The organism is Hutsoniella sourekii ATCC 700629, assembly GCF_000518205.1.
GTDB lineage: Bacteria > Bacillota > Bacilli > Lactobacillales > Aerococcaceae > Hutsoniella > Hutsoniella sourekii.
On record NZ_JADD01000013.1, the window covers coordinates 35,557 to 54,874 of the forward strand.

The window sequence follows — 19,318 nt, forward strand, 5'->3', positions numbered from 1 at the left end:
ATGAATGATGAAAATGTCAGTATTAGGTAGTGGGTCTTGGGGGAGCGCTTTGGCTAAAGTTTTAGCAGAAAATGGTCATTCAGTGATGATCTGGGGGCGCAACCAGAAAGTGATAGATGAAATTAATCAGCACCATACCAACTCTTTCTATCTTCCTGCAAACCACCAGGTCCTACCTGAAAGTATTCAAGCAACTACTGATTTAAAGCAAGCCTTAGCTAATTGTGAGCTTCTATTATTGGTGACACCAACTCAGACTATCCGGTCTTTGATGGAATCCTTGCGCCCCCAATTAATTGAAATGACTAAGCAGCCCATTATTGTTCATGCAACTAAGGGTTTAGAATTGACCAGCCACCTAAGAGTGAGTCAAGTCATTGAACAAGTGATGGGAGATGATCTACAGCAAGAAGTGGCGGTCTTATCTGGACCGAGTCATGCTGAAGAGGTGGTGCGCCAAGATATAACGACTTTAACGGTAGCTAGTCAAAATTTGCGAGTTGCTACTACTGTCCAAGGAATATTCATGAATCCTTACTTTAGAGTCTATACCAATACTGATGTGATTGGAGTGGAATTAGGTGGAGCGCTTAAGAATATTATCGCTCTCGCCAGTGGGATCCTTGATGGATGTGGTTATGGCGATAATGCCAAGGCGGCCTTAATCACTCGAGGGCTAGCAGAAATTAGCCGATTAGGGATTGAAATGGGAGCAGATCCATTGACCTTTAGTGGTCTAAGTGGGGTTGGTGATTTAATTGTGACTTGTACCAGCCCTCATTCTAGAAATTATCAAGCCGGTCTAAAATTCGCAGAAGGGAAGACAGCCGATCAAGTTGGCCAAGAGATGACGATGGTTGTTGAAGGGATGACCACTTGCCAAGCTGCCTATGAGTTGGCTAAAGAGCACGGGGTTGAAATGCCAATCACCGAAACCCTTTATCAATTACTCTACCGAAATCAGGATTTATCAACAGCTGTGAATCGATTAATGACTCGTGCTGGCAAGCAAGAAGCGTCATTTGACCAGCACGTCAAGGAGGATGTAGATGACGAATAATACAGAAGCGACAAAAAAAGATGTCATAATAGTTGGAGCAGGACCTGGAGGTATGACTGCTGCCTTATATGCATCAAGAGCTAATTTAGAGACTTTAGTGATTGAGCAAGGGGCGCCAGGCGGAGAGTTGCTAAATACGTCGGAAGTTGAAAACTATCCGGGTTTTTCAGCGATATCGGGAACAGAATTAGCTATGAAGATGTACGATAGTTCAACGGCTTTTGGAGCTGAACATACTTACGGTAAGGTAGATCGCATTGAAGTCGATGGTTCTACCAAGTATGTCTATAGTGGCGACCAAGTCTATAGGGCACCGGTTGTTATTATCGCGACCGGTTCCTATAATCGAGAATTGAACGTTCCGGGTGAAAAGGAGTTAGCCGGTCGAGGGGTGTCCTACTGTGCGGTCTGCGACGGCTTCTTCTTCAAGGATAAACATCTAGTGGTCGTTGGGGGTGGCGACTCAGCGGTTGAGGAAGGTCACTATTTGACTCAATTTGCTAGCCGGGTAACGATTATTCATCGCCGTGACCAACTACGGGCGCAAAAAATCTTACAAGACCGTGCTTTTGCCAATGATAAAATTGATTTTGTTTGGGATAGTGTTGTCGAAGAAATTATGGGTAACGATCTAGTCGAAGCGGTCAGTATTCGCAATGTTAAAACCGGCCAAGAAAGTCTCTTGAAAACAGATGGTGTCTTTGTTTATGTCGGAGTTATTCCCAACAGCCAACTGGTTCAAGGTCTTGAAATTACGGATCCTGAAGGTTGGATCATAACAAATGAGCAAATGGAAACAAGCATCCCAGGTTTATATGCCATCGGGGATGTTAGACAGAAATACTTACGCCAAGTGGCAACAGCAGTTGGTGATGGTAGTATTGCTGGACAAAAGGCTTATGAATATATTGAAAGTTTAAAGGATTAAGAATAAATAAGAGAAGAAGGAAGACAAGTTGATTTGTCTTCTTTTTTTATTTTTCATGTAAATGATTGAAGAGAGCGTCGTCTTTTATTATGATTTGTTCATTAAAAGAGTGCTAAAATTCTAATGAAATGGTATAATGAAAGCGCATAATAATTGAAAGGTGGCGTTAATGATGACGTGGCAAGAAACCTATGAATTGTGGGTAAATAATGAACAACTTGATCCCCTACTCAAAGAGCAACTTCAAACTTTATCTGAAGCAGAAATTGAAGATGCATTTGGAGCTTCCTTGAGTTTTGGAACGGCAGGGATGCGTGGAACCCTTGGCACAGGAACCAATCGGATGAACATTTATACCGTGCGTCAAGCAACAGAAGGATTGGCTCAATTGATCCTAGAAGCCGGTCCGCAAGCCAAGGAACAAGGCGTAGCAATTGCATATGACTCTAGACACTTCTCACCAGAGTTCGCTATGGAAGCGGCGCTAGTTCTCGGTAATCACGGAATTAAAAGTTATGTTTACGAAAGTTTAAGACCTACACCTGTGCTATCCTTCGCGGTTAGATACTTAAAGACTTATGCCGGAATTATGATCACAGCTTCCCATAATCCAGCGGCTTATAATGGTTATAAGGTTTATGGCAGTGATGGAGGGCAAATGCCACCAGAAGATGCTGATAATTTAACTAACTATGTGAAAGCAGTTAGCAATCCCCTTGAGGTCGCTATCGGAGATAAGACAGAACTACTAGGCTCTGGAACCATTGAAATTATTGGCGAGCGAGTGGATCAAGCCTATTTAGAGGAAATGAAAGCCGTAACGATTGATCCGCAAGTGATTCAAGAAATGGCAGATGATGTAGAAATTGTCTTTAGCCCTCTACACGGAACGGGTCTTGAGATTGGACTCAAGGCATTGGACCAAGCAGGCTTCAAGAATATCCACGTTGTTGAAGAACAAAGAAAACCTGACGGTGATTTTCCAACGGTTGCTTCACCTAACCCTGAGTCTCCTGAAGCCTTCGAATTAGCTGAGAAATTAGGCCATCAAGTCGAAGCAGATATACTACTAGCAACGGACCCAGATGCTGACCGTCTGGGAGCGATGATTCGTAAGTCTGATGGTAGTTATCAATTACTAACTGGTAATCAGATCGCTTCATTGATGCTTGATTATATTTTGGCAGCCCGCAAAGCAAAAGATGACTTACCAGCAAATAGTGTGGCCGTGAAGTCAATCGTTTCAACCAATTTAGCGGATCAAATTTTAGCCAGCTATGACCTTGAAATGGTAGAAGTTCTCACCGGCTTTAAATTTATTGCCGAGAAGATCAAAGAATATGAAGAAACCGGTAACCATACTTTCGTCATGGGATTTGAGGAAAGTTACGGCTACTTGGTCAAGCCATTTGTTCGTGATAAGGATGCCATTCAAGCTCTGGTTGTCTTATCTGAATTAACGGCTTACCACAAGAAGGCCGGTCGCACATTAGGAGATGCCTTGGAAGCTATTTATGATCAGCACGGTTATTTCTATGAAAAAACAATCTCTGTTGATTTCCCAGGCTTATCAGGTAAAGAAAAGATGGCTGAGATTATGGATTCTGTTCGTCAGTCACGCCCTCAAGAAATTGGAGGCATTGCGGTCGACTATACCAATGACTATTTGAATAGTGTGACTTACGATAAAGAAGGTCAAGAATCTAAATTAACCTTACCAGTATCTGATGCACTCAAACTCTTCTTAGAAGACGGCAGTTGGGTTGCCTTCCGACCAAGTGGAACGGAACCTAAGATTAAGCTTTATCTAGGAACCCAAGCTGAAGACAAGCAAGCTGCCTTAGATAAGGCTGAAAAGATTGAAGCGAGTATTCGAGCCCTCACTGCTTAATTAATGAGCCCCCTTTTGGGGGCTTTTTTTGCTAAGGGGGAGTCAACGACTTTAAACTTAAAATATGATATAATGAACAATACTAAAACGGTAAGGAGCGATTGCAATGACCGACACCTTAGAATTAGTCATTATTACAGGCATGAGCGGTGCGGGTAAGACTGTAGCGGTGCAAAGTTTTGAAGATTTGGGCTACTATTGTATTGATAATATGCCACCTAACTTATTGCCTAATTTCTGGGAATTGATGAAGGAAAATGGCAAAATCACAAAGATTGCTCTCGTTATTGATTTGCGGACGCGGGAATTTTTTAGTGAATTAAATAATGTCATTCAACAAATGGATAATACACAGTTTATTACGACGCGAATTCTCTTCTTGGATGCTAGCGACCAAGCTCTAGTGTCGCGTTATAAAGAGACTAGACGTGGGCACCCTCTAGCTCATGAAGACCGTCCTTTCGAGGGCATTCAAAAAGAAAGAAGGTTGCTTGAAGACATTCGGACCAGAGCGCAGATGGTTATTGACACGAGTGATTTGACGCCTAGACAATTAAGAGAAGAGATTATCTCTACCTTCGCAACAGCTGATTACACAGGGTTTGTTGTTAATGTGGTATCTTTTGGTTTTAAATATGGGGCACCAATGGACGCTGATGTTATGATGGATGTTCGTTTTCTACCGAATCCGCACTACATCGATGAATTGCGCCCACAAACCGGAATGGATCAACCCGTCTATGACTATGTGATGAAACAACCTGAAACTCAGACCTTCTATTATAAGTTTATGGATTTAATTGAGTTCTGCCTACCTGGTTATAAACGTGAAGGTAAATCGAGTGTGACAATTGCTATTGGATGTACGGGAGGAAGACATCGGTCCGTCTCCTTGGCAAGACGCATTGCTCAACACTTAGAAAATGATGACTATGTTGTGAATCTGACTCACCGTGACGCTGGCAAAGTAAAGGAATCGGTGAATCGATCATGATGGAAAACAAATTTCGTAACAATGTAGCGGTTATTGGTGGTGGAACGGGTCTTCCAGTTATTTTGCGTGGCTTGAAAGACTTGGAAGCCAATATTTCTGCTATTGTTACCGTCGCTGACGATGGGGGGTCGAGTGGAGCCATTCGTGATTACGTCAACGTGGTTCCCCCTGGTGATATTCGTAACTGTATGATGGCTTTAGCGGATGTTGAACCTCAATTGAGTGATCTTTTCCAGTATCGATTTGATAGTGAGGATGCCTTTCTAGCAGGGCACGCGATTGGCAATTTACTAATAGCTGCTCTCAAAGAAATGAACGGGTCGTTAGAAGAAGCGATTAATATTTTATCGCGGTGGATGCGAGTTAAAGGGCAAATCCTACCAGCTGCTCCTGATGCACTAGTCTTGCATGCCGAATTTGAAGATGGAACAACAGCTGTAGGGGAGTCTAAGATTGCTCAACACCGTAAGAAGATATCACGTGTCTATCTCACTAATCAAGAAGGTCAACCGGCTACTCATGCCTCGCCACGTGTGGTAGAAGCGATTATGGATGCGGATTTGATTGTTTTGGGGCCGGGCTCTCTATATACTAGTATTTTGCCTAATTTGATGATTCAAGAGATTGGCGATGCTATGAAGCAAACAGAAGCTGAAGTGGTCTATGTGTGTAATATTATGACCCAGCTAGGCGAAACGGAAAACTTCACTGACGCCGATCATGTCCGTGTCCTTCATGAACACCTAGGTGATCATATTGTTGATACGGTTCTAGTAAATATCACGCCAGTACCAGAAGATTATATCCGAAATCAGCCGAATGAAGAATATTTGTTACAAGTGCGCCATGATTTCCAAGCCTTACGCGCGGAAGGTTGCCGGGTTATTTCTAGTGAGTTTTTGAGTATGAAGGAAGGTGGCGCTTACCACGACACAAAAAAAGTAGTGGAAGAGCTAGGTTATATCTTGGATACGATAAAACTTAATTCAAAAAATCACGCTCGTCAATCGAGCTGAAAGGGGTCTTGATTTATTGTGACCTTTGCCTCGGAAGTAAAAAAAGAGTGTACCCTCCTAGAGGTACACCGAGAACACGCTAAAGCTGAACTAACAGCTCTGATTCGAATGAACGGAGCTGTTAGTATTTATAATCAGCAATTTATCCTAAATGTACAAACTGAAAATGCTGCTATCGCGCGTCGGATTTATAGTTTATTGAAGACCTTCTACCAGACTGAAGGCGAATTGATTGTTAGACGCAAGATGAAGCTCAAGAAAAATAACGTTTATATTGTTCGGTGTCGCTACGGTGTAAAAAACATTTTAGCTGACTTAAAGATTTTTAATGGCTTAGCTATTGATACGGCCATTGAAGATGATATTTTGAATGATGATTCTTTGACCCGGTCCTACTTGCGGGGGGCCTTTTTGGCCGGTGGCTCGGTCAATGATCCTGGCTCTAATAATTATCATTTGGAGATCTATTCAAATTATGAAAATCATAATGATGCTATCTGTTATCTGATGAATAAATTTAACCTAAATGCTAAGACGGTCCAACGGCGCAATGGTTATATCACCTACCTAAAAGAAGCAGAAAAGATTTCTGATTTTCTAGCCTTAATCGGAGCGGATGCAGCCGTCTTAAAATTCGAAGATATAAGAATTCTTAGAGATGTCAGGAATTCTGTAAACCGTCTTGTTAATTGTGAAAATGCCAATATGAACAAGACGATTACCGCTTCGCAAAAGCAAATTCAGGCGATTCGTCTTTTGGATGAGCAGGTAGGCTTGTCTAGCCTACCTGAAAAGCTTGAGTTAATGGCGCGTTTTCGCCTGGAAAATCCGGATATGAGCTTAAAGGAGCTCGGGGAATTAGTTCCTGGAGGGCCTATTTCCAAATCTGGCGTCAATCATCGTTTGCGCAAGCTAATTGAATTAGCAGATAATTTATAATAAATCCAAGCAAAAAAATGCAAATCCGCAAAAAATGTGTATTTATATAATAGACCCACTGATTTAAAGGAGGATTTATTATGAATAATGTTGTTTTGTGCGGTCGCATTGTCAGAGAAGTGGAGCTCAAATCGGTTGGGACGGGCCAAGCCAGAGTCATTAATAACACCTTAGCGATTGACCGACCTTATGTTGATCGCAATGGTGAAAAACTAACTGACTTTATTCCATTTGTTATCTGGAACCGTCAAGCTGATTTTATGAAGGAACGGTGTCAAAAGGGAGATTTGATTGTCATATCAGGTTTGATGCAGAGTCGCTCTTATGAGAATCAACAAGGGCAAAAGGTATATGTTGTCGAATGTTTGGTTGATCAAGTCTCCTGCCCTTCTAATCGAAGAGCCAGTGGGACAGGCGAATTTCAAGATAAGAAAGCGGAAGACTTACCTGATTCCAGCCAAATGCAAGAAGATATTGATGCTGTAATGGAAACGATGAAATAATTAATAGGACTAGCTAATTCTTGACCTAATGGAGGAATTAGCTAGTTTTTGATTTTTTTGTAAGGAAATGGTTGAGGGAACTTGAAATATTTATTAAACTTTTTCCTTCTTGGGCATTATTTATTTATTCAGGTTATAATGAAATGGGAACTTATTTCTTAACAGGGGTCACCAATGATATAATGGGTGAGAGATTAATAGGAGGGTTCAGAATGAATATATTAATGATTGAAGATAATGAATCTGTCAGTGAAATGATGTCAATGTTCTTTGAAAATGAGGACTACCAAGCAACCTTTATCCATGATGGAGCTGAAGGCTATGATGTTTACCAAGCGGATCCAGGTAAATGGGATATTGTTATTTTGGATTTGAATTTACCATCGATGGATGGCATGCAGGTCTGCCGCAAAATTCGCGAGCATGGTGAACAAACGCCTATCATTATGCTAACAGCGCGTGATTCTGAAAGTGATCAAGTTCTAGGGTTAGAGATGGGCGCTGACGACTATGTAACCAAGCCATTTAGTCCGATTACCTTATTGGCTAGAATTAAGGCCCTTTATCGCCGTGCTCATGTTAATCCAACTGAGACTAGTCAGTCGGATTCAGTGTCTGACTTTGATGTTGAAACTAATGTTATCCAGATCAACACCAGCACCCGAGAGGCTTACTACAACGGGAAAGAAATTGAAAATTTGACCCCCAAAGAGTTTGACTTGTTGGTCATGTTTGCTTCAAACCCTAAGCGAGTATTTAGCCGCGATGATTTATTGACTAGCTTGTGGGAAGATCCCTTCTATGGTGATGAGCGAACAGTGGATGCGCACATTAAGAAGCTCCGTCAAAAAATAGAAACGGTGGGTAGTCAAGTAATTCAGACAGTCTGGGGGATTGGATATAAGTACGAAGAACTTGGTGATCAAGAATGAAATTCCTCTGGCAACAATTGCTAGGATTCTTTGTAGTTATTATTGTGATTTTGGCCTTTCTTTCTAGCCGAATCGAGAATTATATGGTAAAACAAATTGAAAATACCCGGGAAGAACAGTTATTAAATTATGGCCGTAATATTGTAAATAATAATTTTTCAAGAACAGACCTGATCCGTGCCTCTCAATTGTTGGCCAGTGAAGAAATCATCATCCAGGTTTATTTAGAGGATGGTCGAACAATCTACCCCCTCTACGATCCAGATTATGATGCGCCTTTGAGTCAAGAAGAGTTGGCTATTCTAAACTCAGGTCAACAGTTGGGCTTTAGACGAACAGATCGTCGAAGTGTCAATGGCGAATTAAAGTCTTATTTAACTGTCTATTTGCCACATTCAAATGTAGGGGAATTTCCGAGTGGATTTATCAGTTTGGCGGCCCCTCTAAGTGGTTTGGAGGAGCAATTAAGTGCTGTTAGAGAAAATATTTTGGTATCCTTTATTATTTCTAGCTTGATCGGTCTAGCTATTAGTTTAATGACGGCTCTCTATCAAAATCGGAAGATTTCTAGACTTCAAGTAGCTACCAAGAAGATTGCTTCTGGTAACTATGCAGTTAATTTGGACACGACAGGAACTGATGAATTTGGCGATTTGGCGCGGGACTTTGAAGTGATGGCTCAATCACTAGCAGCCTCACAGGAAGAGATTAAACGACAAGAAGAATTGCGCAGTCAATTCATGATGGATGTGGCTCATGAAATGCGAACGCCACTAACAACCATGGCTGGCTTGATTGAAGGCTTACAATATAATATGATTCCTGAAAAGCAAAGAGGTCGAAGTCTTGAATTGATTAGTAAAGAAACCAAGCGTTTAACGCGCTTAGTGAATGAGAATTTGGATTACGAAAAGATTCGTAGCCATCAATTTACGCTAACTAAACGGTTAATTGATGGTCAACAGCTCTTTAAGCAAGTTCAAGAGCAAATGAATGTCAAAGCCAAAGAAAATAATAACCAGGTCACAATCGAAGCGCCTGAGGGGTTAACCTTTTGGGCGGATTATGATCGCTTGGTTCAAATTATTATTAATTTAGTAACCAATGCCATTCAATTTTCAAAAGATTCTGAGATTCTTCTCAAGGGACAGATGTTAGCCAAGGAAAGTCAGATCCAAGTGATAGATCAAGGCATTGGGATGGATCCCGAGGATCTGGATCGAATCTGGGAGCGATTTTACAAAGTGGATGAGTCACGTAAAAACACCAAGTTTGGCGAGTCTGGGATTGGTCTTTCCTTGGTTCGTTCCTTGGTTGAAGCTCATGGTGGCCACATCAGTGTTACCAGCCAAAAAGGAAAAGGCTCAACTTTTACGGTTCGTCTGCCACTTAGAAAGGAGAGTGATGAAACGTGATTACACGGGTTTATTTAGCTCATCCTCAAGTGGAGGATTCGGGGAGCCAGCAATTTCTGATTCAATCTGGCCAAGCACTGACAAAAACTCACTATAAATACTTAATGCAAGAAGTAGATAGGCAGGGGAATTTTGACCGTGAAAAAGAAATTGAAGATCTGTTAGCTACTGATCGAATTATCTTCCAATTTCCTCTCTACTGGTACCAGGCTCCGGCTATATTGAAGCAGTGGCTTGACCAGGTGTTGGATACGGACTTTAAATTAGATGATTTATACCAAGATTTAGCAGGTAAAGAATTAGGATTAGTTATCAATATGGGGGTGAAAGCTCAAGCCTTCCAACCGACGGGTCGAGAAGGGCGTGTGATTAGTGATCTCTTGAGCCCTTATGAGACTTTAGCGCGTCATTTCCAGATGACCTATTTAGAGCCTTTTTTAATTCATCAGTATGATCGTCTGACTGATGAAGAGCAATACCGATTGTTGGCTGAATATGTTTGCTATTTGGAGACTGGTTCTTTCTCGAGTTTTCGCCAGTTTCAGCACTACATGATAGATAAGGTTCAAAATTTAACACAAGAAGATCTGACTTTAGAGATAACCGATCAGATCTTTTTGGATCTAATGTTGGAACAAATGGATCAGCAAGCTGAGGAAGTAGATTCGCTTTATGAAATGAATGATTGGAGAAGATGATGGCAGCACCTAGTCTGGAAAAGATAATGAAGCAAGCCAAGAATTATCCCACTAAAGCCTTATTGTATGTCTTAGGGCAAGTCGATCTTGAACAAAAGAAACGCTTGCAACAGCAAAGGCAACAATTAGATGGACAGTCCTGGAGTCGTAAAGAATGGGACCATCAATAAATAGACTAAATAAGCGCGCAAGCAAAGATGAAGATTGAATCTTTGCTTGCGCGCTTTTATTAGTTGCCTCATCTTTGGTAACGGCGTCTTAATCGTTCACTAAGGTGATTAGGAAATAATTTTTACGTCCGCGACGAACAACAATATATTTGTCACCAATGGCATCCGCTTTACTAATTGGATAATCGACATCGGTTATTTTTTTCCCATTAATTGAGATGGCTCCATTGGAGACGAATTCTCTGGCTTGACGTCTTGAATCCACTAAGCCAGTATCCACTAGCCAAATAGCTAGTTCAGGGTGCTCGCTATTAACTGGTGCTTCAAATTGAGGCATATTCTTAAAACCTGTTTCAATTTGTTCAGGTGTCAAAGAGCGAATGTCGCCACTAAATAAAGCATCCGTAATTTTTTGTGCATCTTCTAACGCTTCTTTGCCATGCACAAACTCAGTGATTTCTTCAGCTAATCGTTTTTGAGCAGTTCTTAAATGAGGGCGATCTTTGATCTCCTCTTCAAGCGCTTCAATCTCTTCCTTAGATAAGAAGGTAAAGTACTTCAAGAATTTAGGTGTGTCCTCATCCGTTTGGTTTAACCAGAATTGGTAGAATTCATAAGGAGTTGTGCGCTCTGGATCTAACCAGATAGCATTTCCTGCGGATTTACCAAATTTCGTCCCATCTGATTTAAGCATGAGTGGAATGGTTAAGCCGTAAGCTTCTGCTTCGGGTCCTTCCATCCGACGAATAAAGTCTAAACCAGCTGTGATATTCCCCCACTGGTCTGCACCACCAATCTGTAACTGAATTTGATGATTCTTATATAAGTAATGAAAATCAATGGATTGTAAGATCTGATAAGAGAATTCAGTAAATGAAATCCCATGTTCCAAACGACTTGAGACAATATCCTTGGCAAGCATCGTATTGATATTGAAGTGTTTGCCGTAATCTCTTAAAAAGTCGAGCAAGGAAAGTTTACTTAACCAATCATAGTTGTTATAAATAGTAAAAGAATTGTTGCTATCATCATTGTTTACAAAAAGACGTTCCATTTGCTGGGTTAATTTGCGAGCATTCTCATTAACCACGTCCATGGTTTGTAATGTTCGTTCACTGGTTCGTCCACTTGGATCACCAATAGATCCAGTCGCTCCCCCAATGACTACTACCGGATTATGACCAGCTAATTGGAATCGTTTAAGGATCATAAAAGGAATCAAGTGGCCAATATGCATAGAATCCCCCGTTGGGTCTACGCCACAATAGAGGTAGATAGCCTTATCTTCAACTAGCTTCTTAAGCCCTTCGGCATCCGTTTGTTGATTAATGGCCCCACGCCACTGTAAATCATCAATAATTGATGTCATCTTTATCCTCCTTGATAAATTTCTTTAGTCTAATAAATATTATATGGATTCAATGGCTCAATTACAACCAACAAAGTAATTTTAAATAACTTTAAAAATTCTTAATTAATTACAGCAATGTTACAAAGAGAATACTTTTTGACTAAAAGCCTCCCAAAGCTTAAAAAAGATGGTATTATACATTCATGCCTAATTCAAAAGGAATTAGTTTATTTTATAAAAAAACCACTTACTTATATATAAACTTTGATTAAGGAGAAATGTTACTAATGAAGAAAAGTATTTTCAAAACTTTATTCACATCGGCAATGGTAGTCGCTGCTGCAGCTCCAAGCGCTCAAGCATTTGCCCAAGACTACGATGCGATGATTCAAGACACTGAACTTCAAATCGAAGGTCTTTCTGCTCAACAAGCTAATTTATATGAAGAATTACAAAACTTATACGGACAAATCAATATCTTGCAAGAAGAGGCTAATCAAGTATTAGCTGGACTAGAAGCAGATAATAACCGATTAGAAGAATTAGAAGCTGAGATCGCTAAACTTGAAGATGTTATTGCTAAGCGTCAAGAAGTCTTAGCTAAGCAAGCTCGCGCGGTACAGACTAGTACGGGATCAGCAAACTATTTAAATTACGTAACAGCCTCAGAAGGTGTCAGTGACTTTGTTGGACGCGTAGATGTTGTCCGCAAAATGGTTGACGCTAACCGCGATTTATTAAACACTCAAAAAGATGATAAAGCCAGCGTAGATGCAGCTAAGAAGGAAACGGAAGCTACGAAGCAAGCTAAAGTTGAAAAAATGAATGAATTAGAAAGTCTTAAAGGAGAACTTTCTGCTCATACAGCTGATCAAGAAGCTGTCTACAATCAACTAAGCAATGATATCAATATCGCTGCTGCCAATCGCGAGGCACTCATTCAAGAGAAAGCTGCTTTCATTGAAGCACAACGTGTAGTCGCTGCTGAAGCTGCAGCTGCACAAGAGGCTGCTTTAAAGGCAGAGCAAGAAGCGATTGCGGCTGCGCAAGCCCAAGCAGATGCTGAAGCTCAAGCCCTTGCTCAAGCGCAAGAAGCCGCTGCCCAGGCTCAAGCTGAAGCAGACGCTCTTGTAGCTGTTGATCCAGCGTCGGATGCAGCTGCTAGCCAAGCCCAAGCTGTTGCTGCCGAAGCTCAGGCTCAAGCAGATGCTGTAGCTGCTCAAGCTCCAGCAGAAGTCGCAGCAGATGCTTACTATGAAGAAGTAACAAATGCTGAAACTGGAGAAGTCACTTCAGTATTAAATGAAGCAGCTTATGCTGAGGCTCAAGCCCAGGCTCAAGCGGCTCAAGAAGCAGCAGCCGCTGAAGCACAGGCCCAGGCTCAAGCAGCCCAAGCTCAAGCGCAGGAAGCCGCTGCACAAGCTCAAGCTCAAGCAAGTCAAGACCAAGCGGCCGCTCAAGCAGCAGCACAGGAACGTGTAGCAGCTGCTCAAGCAGAAGTCGCTGCTGCTAGCCAGAGAGCGGAAGCAGCTCAGGCTAACGTTAATTCATTGATCTCTAATGCTGAGAAGTATCTAGGAACACCTTACGTATGGGGTGGTAAGAATCCAAGTGGATTTGACTGTTCTGGATTTGTTCAATATGTATTTAATGAAACATACGGTATTGACGTCGGTGGATGGACTGGTGCTCAAGAAGGTTCAGGAACCGCTATTAGCGTAGGCGAAGCTCAAGCAGGAGACCTCTACTTCTGGGGTAATCAAGGAAGTACTTACCATGTGGCGATCGCAACGGGTGACGGAAACTATATCCACGCTTCTCAACCAGGAACACCATTAGAATATAACAAGGTTTCTAACTTTACTCCACAATGGGCCTTGAGAGTTAACCGTTAATTTATCATTTGTTTTAAGCCATCAGAAAAACTGATGGCTTTATTTTATTTTAATTATATTAGGGACAAGTTATCTATAAGTGGATGGCTTGTGCTATAATGGTAGGAGATTATTCAATTAATAAAGGAGGCACTCATTCGTGACCGAAACAAATCAAAAACCTAGCTATTATTTAACTACCCCCATTTATTATCCAAGTGGCAAGATTCACATTGGTAACACCTACACGACCGTTGCTTGTGATGCCCTTGCTCGTTATAAACGTCTCATGGGTTATGACGTTTACTTTCTAACCGGAACGGATGAACACGGGCAAAAAATTGAGAAAAAAGCGGCTGAATTGAATTTGGATCCGCAAATCTATGTAGACCAAATGGCAGAAGAAATTCAAGGTCTATGGAAGAGAATGAAAATTACGAATACGACCTTTATGCGGACTACTTATGATTATCACAAGAAAGCTATCCAAAAAATCTTCCAACAATTACTCGATCAAGGCGATATTTACTTAGGAGAGTATGAAGGTTGGTATTCAGTTAGTGATGAAGAATACTTTACCGAAAGTCAATTAGTGGAAGTCTACAAGGATGACCAAGGAAAAGTGATTGGTGGAAAGGCCCCAAGTGGTCATGATGTCGAGCTAGTTAAGGAGGAATCTTATTTCTTCCGTTTAAGTAATTATGCCGACCGCCTAATCGACTATTACGAGTCCCATCCAGACTTCTTGAAGCCAGATTACCGGCAAACAGAAATGATTAATAACTTCATCAAACCTGGTTTGGAAGACTTGGCTATCTCGCGGACTTCATTTTCTTGGGGAATCCCTGTAAAGTCTAATCCTAAGCATGTTGTTTATGTATGGATAGATGCTTTGTCCAACTATATTACGAACTTAGGTTATGGTGGAGAGGACACGACACTCTTTGATAAATATTGGCCAGCCGATCTCCATATGGTTGGTAAAGATATCTCTCGTTTCCATATGATTTATTGGCCGGCGATGCTGATGGCTTTAGGCATAGAAATTCCAAAACAAATCTTTGCCCATGGTTGGATCGTAATGAAAGATGGCAAAATGTCTAAATCTAAGGGTAATGTTATTTATCCAGATACCCTGATTGACCGGTATGGTTTAGATGCAACTCGTTTCTATCTCTTGCGAGAGATGAGTCAGGGTAATGACACTGTTTTCACACCGGAAGACTTTGTTAATCGCGTCAATTTTGAGTTAGCTAATGACTTGGGTAATTTATTGAACCGGACAGTAGCCATGATGAATAAATACTTTGAGGGTCACGTGCCAACCCCAGCGACTGATGAGCTAGTCGCTCATGCTATTGATTCAGAATTTGAAAGCTTAGTAAATGAGCGAATTGAATCTTATCACCAAGCTCTAGATAAGTTAGGCTTTAGTGAGGCTTTGGATCAAGTGATGACGATTGTTTCTCGGACCAATAAATATATTGACGAAACAGAGCCTTGGGTACTTGCTAAAGATGAAGCTAACAAAGGTCTGCTTCAGTCTACGATGTATCATCTGGCAGAATCGTTAAGAATCGTGGCCCACTTATTACGTCCCTTTATGCCAGATGCGCCAGAGCAAATCTTTAAACAGTTGGGCATTGAACAAGAGCTTGCTAAGGACTTGAAAGACCTAACATGGGGAGACTTCCCACAAGATTCTAAGACCATCGAAAAGGGTCAACCCATCTTCCCTCGGTTGGATGTAGACGAAGAAGTTGCTTTCATCCATGATCAAATGACCCCTCAAAGCGAAAGATTGACAGTGGATGATCCTAATTGGCAACCTGAAGAGATTGAGTTTTTGGTTGAGGAAGTTCCTTCGGTAGACTTTGACCAATTTATACAAGTAGAAATGCGAGTTGCCGAAGTGATTGATGTAGCACCAGTAGAAGGTTCTAATAAGTTGTTGCGTTTCCGTTTGGATGCTGGAGATTCAGGTCACCGTCAGATTCTATCAGGCATCGCCAAGGCCTATCCAAACTACGAAGAATTAATAGGCAAAAAGTTAGCTATTGTGGCTAATTTGAAGCCACGTAAGATGATGGGTCTTGTTAGTCAGGGGATGATCCTGTCTGCTGAGAATGGGGATGGAAGTTTAAGACTAATCTTTGCACCAGACGAAGCAGATAATGGAGCTTTATTAGGATAAGTCATTTAACCTTAACTCTTCTTAGGTTGAGTTAAGGTTTTGCTCATTTAGGAGGATAATCATGAAGCTATTTGATACGCATACACATTTAAACGTACGAAACTTCTTGGGACGGGAAGAAGAAGTAATCGCTGAGGCTGCTCAAGCCGGAGTGGAGTACATGGCTGTGGTCGGCTTTGACCAAGAGACTATCGCTAAGAGCTTAGAATTAAGCCGGACCTATCCCAATATCATTTCAGTCATTGGTTGGCATCCAACGGAGGCCAAGCATTACAACCAAGCAATTGAAGATCAGTTGCACCAATGGTTAGAGCAGCCTAAGGTTCACATGTTAGGCGAGATTGGTTTGGATTACTATTGGGATGATTCGCCAATCGACGTCCAAAAGAAGGTTTTTGCTCGTTTAATTGCGATTGCTAAAGAACACCAACTCCCGATAACGATTCATAACCGAGAAGCCACAGAGGATGTCTATAAGATTTTGCAGGCTGAAAAGATACCGGAAGCTGGAGGTATTATGCATAGTTTTGGTGAAGGGCCCGAATGGGCGCAACGATTTTTAGATTTGGGGATGCATATTTCTTATTCAGGTGTCGCCACTTTCAAGAAAACGGATGATGTGCGTGAGTCAGCTAGGTTAACACCAATTGACCGACTCTTAATCGAAACAGACGCTCCTTATCTGGCGCCTGTGCCCAAGAGAGGCAAAGAAAACCAACCCGCTTATGTTCGTTATGTAGCCGAATGCTTAGCTAACGTTAAGAAAATAAGCTTGGAAGAGTTCGCTGAACAAACCTGTCAGAATGCTTTCAATTTATTTAATTGGTGGCCAGAGGAAGAAGCTAATCATGAAGACGCCTAAAGAGTGGATAGTGGTCGAAGGGCCTAGTGATACCAGACGTCTCATCGAAGTCTTTGGTCAACGGGTTAAGACCATTGAAACAGGCGGATCTGCGATTAACCAGGAGACGATTGACCAAATTAGACACGCTCACCAAAAACAAGGGGTCATCGTTTTAACAGATCCTGATTATCCAGGCAAGCGTATTCGCCAGCTAATCACCCAAGCCGTTCCTTCTGTTAAACACGCCTACATCGATCCCCAACATGCTCAGGCTAAACGAAAAGGGAAGAGTTTAGGCGTTGAACATACAGATGACCAAGCCATTTTGGAAGCCATCGGAAGAGTGATGACCCCTAGTAACAGTGCGGATCAAGCTTTAATTAGTGTTTCGCAGCTAATGGAATTAGGTCTCGTTCGATCAGCTGATGCAAGTCAAAGGCGAAAGTATTTAGCTGATTACTTCCATCTGGGGCATTCAAACGGTAAAAGGCTTCATCAACAATTGGCGCGCTATCAAATCGGCTATCAAGAAGTTAAACAGGTACTAGAAGAAGGAGGTTATCGATGATTCAGGACAAGTTAATCGCGACGCCCAGTCGTACTACCGAGATAATGAAGCAATATGATATCAAAATGAAAAAAAGTTTAGGGCAAAACTTTTTAGTGGAACCTCAGATTTTAGATCGCATGGTCCAAACGGCAAAGATCACTGATCAGACTACAGTCATTGAAATAGGTCCGGGGATCGGTGCCTTGACAGAAGTTCTAGCCCGCACCGCTAAGCAAGTTATCGCCTTTGAGATTGACAAACGATTTATTGCTATTTTGGCTGACACGCTCGCAGCTTATCATAACGTTCAGATTATCCACCAGGACATCCTAGACGTGGATCTAAGTAGTCCCGATCTACAGCAGATTCAAGAAGCGGAAGACTTAGTGGTCGTAGCGAATCTGCCCTATTATATTACAACGCCTATTATTATGAAGTTAATCAGTAGTGCGCTTCCTTTTCGACAATTGGTGATGATGATGCAAAAAGAAGTTGCGCAAAAAATGACTGCGTCAGTAGGAGATAAGGATTATAATTCCCTGAGTATCGCGATTCAAAACTCAATGCAAGCAGACTTAGCCTTTATCGTTCCCAAAACAGTCTTTATTCCCCAACCAAGAGTTGATTCGGCTGTCTTGTCATTAACAAGACGGGACCATCCACTGGTTGAAGTAGCAGATGATCATGCCTTTCAAAGCTTTGTCCGCTCTTGCTTTGCTCAGAGACGCAAAACGTTATGGAATAACTTAAAGAAAATTGATTTTCCGGAAGAAAGATCACTGGATTCCCTTGAATTAGCTCTAGATCAGCTTCAAATTGAACCGAGTCGAAGAGCCCAGACCTTAACAATTGAGGAGTTTGCAGCTCTGTACCGGTGCTTATTTGAATCGGGGACAGTGGATTGAGGGCTAGAATAAAATAAATACATTGATCATCTTGCACAATATAACTAGTTGTGTTATATTGACATTTAATGGTATTTTGTGTTACAATGAGGTAACGAGGTGATAATGGATGCCGAGAGAATTAGCAGAAATTAAGCAACAATTAGATAGTCGCTTAGGTGAAGAAATTGTTGTCACTGTCCAAATGGGGCGCAAACGTAAGAAGGAACGCCGTGGAATTCTCAAAGAAACTTATCGGTCTGTATTTGTTGTCGATTTAAATCAAGACGAGAATGATTTTGACCGTGTTTCTTATAGTTACCGTGATATTTTAACTGAAACAATCGAGCTAGATTTTACAAATTAATGATTGATGCCTAAGCAAACTTCGGTTTGCTTTTTTTGCGCTCCTCGTGTCTTTAATTCACATGCTCTGTTATAATAGATGTAGACAGTTCTATGGGCTTAGCCTATAGAACTCATTTTGTGTCAACCATGAATAAGGAGAATGAAATGAAGTTAGTAGTAGGATTAGGAAATCCGGGTGAAAAATATTCAGGAACTCGTCATAATATTGGATTTGCAGTTATTGATCAAGTACTGACAAATAACCAATTAAAGCTGGATGAGCAAAAGTTTCGTTGTGACTTTACGATATGGAATCAGATGGGACAGCGAACTGTCCTGGCAGAACCCTTTACCTATATGAATTTATCAGGAGAAGCTGTCTTACCCCTTATGGCCTATTATGGTATAGGAGCCGAAGATATTCTGGTTGTTTATGATGATCTAGATCTAGAGCCGGGTAAGCTTCGTCTCCGTCAAAAAGGCAGTGCCGGTGGGCACAACGGAGTTAAAAGTATTATTCAAATGCTGGGTACAGATGAATTCAACCGAATTAAAATCGGTATCGGTCGTCCTGCTCCGGGATGGAAAGTAGTCGATCATGTATTGGCTAGTTTTACCAAAGAGGAGTTACCAGTTATTGATGAAGCGATTAGTCAGGCCAGTCAAATTGTCGAAGATTGGGCGGATGGTGAAGATTTTCTTAAACTAATGAATCAGCACAACTAAG

Annotated in this window: 19 protein-coding genes; 18 read left to right on the forward strand and 1 reads right to left on the reverse strand. The window is 41.5% G+C overall.

Translation table 11 applies throughout. From position 1 onward, the window contains the following. Positions 1 to 7: 7 nt before the first annotated feature. The 11 genes from T408_RS0103640 (at position 8) to T408_RS12055 (ending at position 10,546) form a co-directional block, all read left to right on the forward strand. Positions 8 to 1,060: an NAD(P)H-dependent glycerol-3-phosphate dehydrogenase gene (locus T408_RS0103640; protein ID WP_028118741.1), complete on the forward strand. Its 1,053-nt coding sequence runs from the start codon at positions 8 to 10 to the stop codon at positions 1,058 to 1,060. Then, the gene (trxB, locus tag T408_RS0103645; RefSeq protein WP_028118742.1) at positions 1,050 to 1,988 is read left to right on the forward strand and encodes a thioredoxin-disulfide reductase; all 939 of its coding nucleotides are present in this window, start codon (positions 1,050 to 1,052) and stop codon (positions 1,986 to 1,988) included. The genes T408_RS0103640 and trxB overlap by 11 nt, the downstream gene beginning before the upstream one ends. 172 nt (positions 1,989 to 2,160) lie before the next feature. Next, a complete protein-coding gene (locus tag T408_RS0103650; protein ID WP_028118743.1) occupies positions 2,161 to 3,879 on the forward strand; it encodes a phospho-sugar mutase in 1,719 nt (572 codons plus the stop codon). A 106-nt stretch (positions 3,880 to 3,985) separates the two neighbouring features. Continuing rightward, complete coding sequence (rapZ, locus tag T408_RS0103655; RefSeq protein ID WP_028118744.1) at positions 3,986 to 4,873, forward strand: RNase adapter RapZ; 888 nt, start codon at positions 3,986 to 3,988, stop codon at positions 4,871 to 4,873. Beyond that, a complete protein-coding gene (locus tag T408_RS0103660; RefSeq protein WP_028118745.1) occupies positions 4,870 to 5,889 on the forward strand; it encodes a gluconeogenesis factor YvcK family protein in 1,020 nt (339 codons plus the stop codon). The genes rapZ and T408_RS0103660 overlap by 4 nt, the downstream gene beginning before the upstream one ends. Positions 5,890 to 5,907: 18 nt before the next feature. Further along, entirely contained in the window at positions 5,908 to 6,828 is a 921-nt protein-coding gene (whiA, locus tag T408_RS0103665; RefSeq protein WP_028118746.1) for a DNA-binding protein WhiA, read from the forward strand. A gap of 80 nt (positions 6,829 to 6,908) precedes the next feature. After that, entirely contained in the window at positions 6,909 to 7,331 is a 423-nt protein-coding gene (locus T408_RS10785) for a single-stranded DNA-binding protein (RefSeq protein WP_035420018.1), read from the forward strand. 212 nt (positions 7,332 to 7,543) lie between these two features. Beyond that, on the forward strand, positions 7,544 to 8,263 hold the full coding sequence (locus T408_RS0103675; protein WP_028118747.1) for a response regulator transcription factor: 720 nt from the start codon (positions 7,544 to 7,546) through the stop codon (positions 8,261 to 8,263). After that, a complete protein-coding gene (locus tag T408_RS0103680) occupies positions 8,260 to 9,678 on the forward strand; it encodes a sensor histidine kinase (RefSeq protein ID WP_028118748.1) in 1,419 nt (472 codons plus the stop codon). The genes T408_RS0103675 and T408_RS0103680 overlap by 4 nt, the downstream gene beginning before the upstream one ends. Beyond that, complete coding sequence (locus tag T408_RS10790; protein WP_051444773.1) at positions 9,675 to 10,376, forward strand: NAD(P)H-dependent oxidoreductase; 702 nt, start codon at positions 9,675 to 9,677, stop codon at positions 10,374 to 10,376. The genes T408_RS0103680 and T408_RS10790 overlap by 4 nt, the downstream gene beginning before the upstream one ends. Continuing rightward, complete coding sequence (locus T408_RS12055; RefSeq protein ID WP_157060754.1) at positions 10,376 to 10,546, forward strand: hypothetical protein; 171 nt, start codon at positions 10,376 to 10,378, stop codon at positions 10,544 to 10,546. Before T408_RS10790 ends, T408_RS12055 begins: the two co-directional genes overlap by 1 nt. An 88-nt stretch (positions 10,547 to 10,634) precedes the next feature. On the opposite strand, the gene tyrS is transcribed toward T408_RS12055, so the two are convergent. Next, entirely contained in the window at positions 10,635 to 11,915 is a 1,281-nt protein-coding gene (tyrS, locus tag T408_RS0103695) for a tyrosine--tRNA ligase (RefSeq protein WP_028118749.1), read from the reverse strand. Positions 11,916 to 12,184: 269 nt separating this feature from the next. Between tyrS and T408_RS0103700 the strand changes: the two genes are divergently transcribed. The 7 genes from T408_RS0103700 (at position 12,185) to pth (ending at position 19,317) form a co-directional block, all read left to right on the forward strand. Continuing rightward, complete coding sequence (locus T408_RS0103700; protein ID WP_028118750.1) at positions 12,185 to 13,792, forward strand: C40 family peptidase; 1,608 nt, start codon at positions 12,185 to 12,187, stop codon at positions 13,790 to 13,792. Positions 13,793 to 13,931: 139 nt separating this feature from the next. Continuing rightward, entirely contained in the window at positions 13,932 to 15,965 is a 2,034-nt protein-coding gene (metG, locus tag T408_RS0103705; protein WP_028118751.1) for a methionine--tRNA ligase, read from the forward strand. A gap of 61 nt (positions 15,966 to 16,026) precedes the next feature. Further along, entirely contained in the window at positions 16,027 to 16,827 is an 801-nt protein-coding gene (locus T408_RS0103710; protein WP_028118752.1) for a TatD family hydrolase, read from the forward strand. After that, the gene (gene rnmV, locus T408_RS0103715; RefSeq protein WP_028118753.1) at positions 16,814 to 17,377 is read left to right on the forward strand and encodes a ribonuclease M5; all 564 of its coding nucleotides are present in this window, start codon (positions 16,814 to 16,816) and stop codon (positions 17,375 to 17,377) included. Before T408_RS0103710 ends, rnmV begins: the two co-directional genes overlap by 14 nt. Continuing rightward, positions 17,374 to 18,264: a 16S rRNA (adenine(1518)-N(6)/adenine(1519)-N(6))-dimethyltransferase RsmA gene (gene rsmA, locus T408_RS0103720; RefSeq protein WP_028118754.1), complete on the forward strand. Its 891-nt coding sequence runs from the start codon at positions 17,374 to 17,376 to the stop codon at positions 18,262 to 18,264. The genes rnmV and rsmA overlap by 4 nt, the downstream gene beginning before the upstream one ends. A gap of 109 nt (positions 18,265 to 18,373) precedes the next feature. Then, positions 18,374 to 18,610 (forward strand): Veg family protein, encoded by a 237-nt coding sequence (locus T408_RS0103725; protein ID WP_028118755.1) that lies wholly within the window; start codon positions 18,374 to 18,376, stop codon positions 18,608 to 18,610. A 146-nt stretch (positions 18,611 to 18,756) separates the two neighbouring features. Continuing rightward, positions 18,757 to 19,317 (forward strand): aminoacyl-tRNA hydrolase, encoded by a 561-nt coding sequence (gene pth / locus T408_RS0103730; RefSeq protein WP_028118756.1) that lies wholly within the window; start codon positions 18,757 to 18,759, stop codon positions 19,315 to 19,317. Position 19,318 lies beyond the last annotated feature (1 nt).